Raw genomic sequence first — 2,352 nt, 5'->3', positions numbered from 1 at the left:
GTGAATCGCGTATTACGACACACCCTCTTTTTATGTTATTCATTATTAGTTACCCAAGATTTTTTCCCAATTGGGAAAAAATCTTTCTCAAAACATACTATAAACTGAAAACCTCGTTTCCCCTTTGAACTTCCCTTTCTTTCCACTATCTTTGCTTCTGCATCAATCAGATAAAACATCTTCGTCATGAAAAAGTTGCCATACGGATTATCGGACTTCCCCCGGCTTATATCGGAGGAGTATTACTATGTGGACAAAACCCGTTACGTAGAGTTACTGGAAAACCAGCCGAATTATCTTTTCCTGCTCCGTCCCCGCCGTTTCGGCAAGTCGCTGTTTTTGGCCATGCTGGAGACATATTACAGCGTAGATTATGCCGACCGTTTCGAAGAACTTTTCGGTGAACTGTATATCGGGAAGCATGCTACAAAGGTGCATAATAAATATTTGGTACTCAGGTTCAACTTCTCGGAGGTCAGCTCCAATCCTGATGAGGTGGAACAGTCATTCAAAGCCTATTGCAATGCAGTGATTATCCGGTTTATTAAAAAATATGAGCATTTATTAGGCAAAGAAATTTGGGAAGAGTTGGACAGAGAGGAAAAGTTACCCGGTTTGCAGCTTGGAAAGATTGCCCGCTATATCAGTGACAACAACTGCCCGCATATCTATCTGCTGATTGACGAGTACGACAACTTCACCAATACCCTATTGGCCACTTACGGCACAGAACGTTACCGCAAAACGACACATGGCGAAGGATTTATCCGTGAGTTCTTCAATGTTATTAAAGCGGCTACTACCGGACCCGATGCAGCAATTGACCGTTTGTTTATCACCGGTGTCAGCCCTGTTACGATGGATGACGTAACCAGCGGATTCAACATCGGAACAAACATCAGCATGAAGCCGGAATTCAATAGTATCATCGGTTTCAGCACGGAAGAAGTACGTCAGATGATCAGTTACTACAAGTCAGAAGGAGCATTACCGGAAGAGGTTACGGTGGATGATCTGTTAGAAGAGATGCGGCCATGGTATGACAACTACTGTTTCTCAGAGGATATGTCAGACGAGCACATGTTCAACTCAGACATGACATTATACTTTCTTAATGAATATATGCAACGGCATAAACCGCCTAAGATGATGGTCGATACCAACATCCGCACAGACTACAACAAACTTCGCCACTTGGTGCAGATAGACAAACGATTAGGTGTTAATACTTCCGTTATCCAGCAACTGGTAGTAGAGGGAAAGGTGACGGCCAACATCGCACAATCTTTCCCTGCCGAACGGATGGTCGACACGGAGAATTTCAAGAGTCTGCTGTTCTATTTCGGTATGTTGTCTATACAAGGGACGGATTTTGGTAGTCCTATTTTAGGCATTCCCAATCTGACTGTACGCGAACAGCTGTATACCTACCTAATTGAAGCCTACCGCAATGCTTCAGTTTTTGATATGGACATGTCACAGCTTTCTATGCTTGTTAAAGGAATGGCTTTACAAGGTGACTGGCAACCTGTTTTCCAGTACTTTGCCAAAGAACTGGAACGTCAAAGCGCCATCCGTGAATTTATTGAAGGAGAAGCGCACATAAAAGGTTTCCTGTTGGCATACTTAGGACTGACCAAAGGATATATCATTTTCCCCGAGCACGAATCCTCGAAAGGCTATGCCGATTTCTACATGATGCCTGATCTGGTTCGCCAGCCGGAAATAGCCTACAGCTACATTGTAGAAGTAAAATATGCCCGTCGCAATGCCACGGATGTCGAAATAGCCAGTCTGAAAGCGCAAGCTGCCGAACAACTTCATCAGTATGCTGCGGATGAGAAAGTGCAGAAAACGAAAGGTAATACAGAATTGCGTCTTATCACTCTAATCTTTCGTGGATGGGAGCTGGAATGCTTTGAAGTAAAATTGTAAATCTGTTTCTTAATCCAGTTTACAATTATATAGCATTAAACTTCATATTTCCCTACTTACTGATACTTTATCGGTAAGCGGGAATTTTTTATCTAATTTCCTTACACCTTTTTACCAAAAAGTATCAATTATAGGTGTCAACACCATTGCATCAGCTACTTTTCTTCTTTCTATTTGTACTTAAAATCAGGGTTTTATAATACTTCCGTCCAGTGTCATGAAGTGGTGTTAATTGAACTTTTGGTTGATAATACTCTATAATGCAAATTAGATAATCTCCTGATTATAAACAAATTGCATTTTCTTTCTTAATCGAACCATTCACACATGTTTTCTCGTTTACGTTCTTTTCTTATTATGTATTCTATTGATTATCAATAAAATACAATCGAAACCTATTTAGGAAATAAGTTAGTT

The 2,352-nt window shown here is 40.9% G+C and carries 1 protein-coding gene; it reads left to right on the top strand.

The window, feature by feature from the left end:
- Nucleotides 1-186 precede the first annotated feature (186 nt).
- Nucleotides 187-1,935 carry an ATP-binding protein gene (locus tag QVP67_RS00105; protein WP_022161539.1) on the top strand — a complete coding sequence of 583 codons (1,749 nt, stop codon included), beginning with the start codon at nucleotides 187-189 and terminating at the stop codon, nucleotides 1,933-1,935.
- The last annotated feature ends 417 nt before the right edge of the window (nucleotides 1,936-2,352 follow it).

Source organism: Bacteroides sp. CAG:633, from assembly GCF_000435115.1.
In the GTDB taxonomy this organism is placed as follows: domain Bacteria; phylum Bacteroidota; class Bacteroidia; order Bacteroidales; family Bacteroidaceae; genus Bacteroides; species Bacteroides ndongoniae.
This window is presented reverse-complemented; position numbering and strand designations above follow the sequence as displayed.

Coding starts and splice junctions, on each gene's coding strand:
- QVP67_RS00105 (WP_022161539.1), top strand. CDS start 187: ATGAAAAAGTTGCCATACGGATTATCGGACTTCCCCCGGCTTATATCG.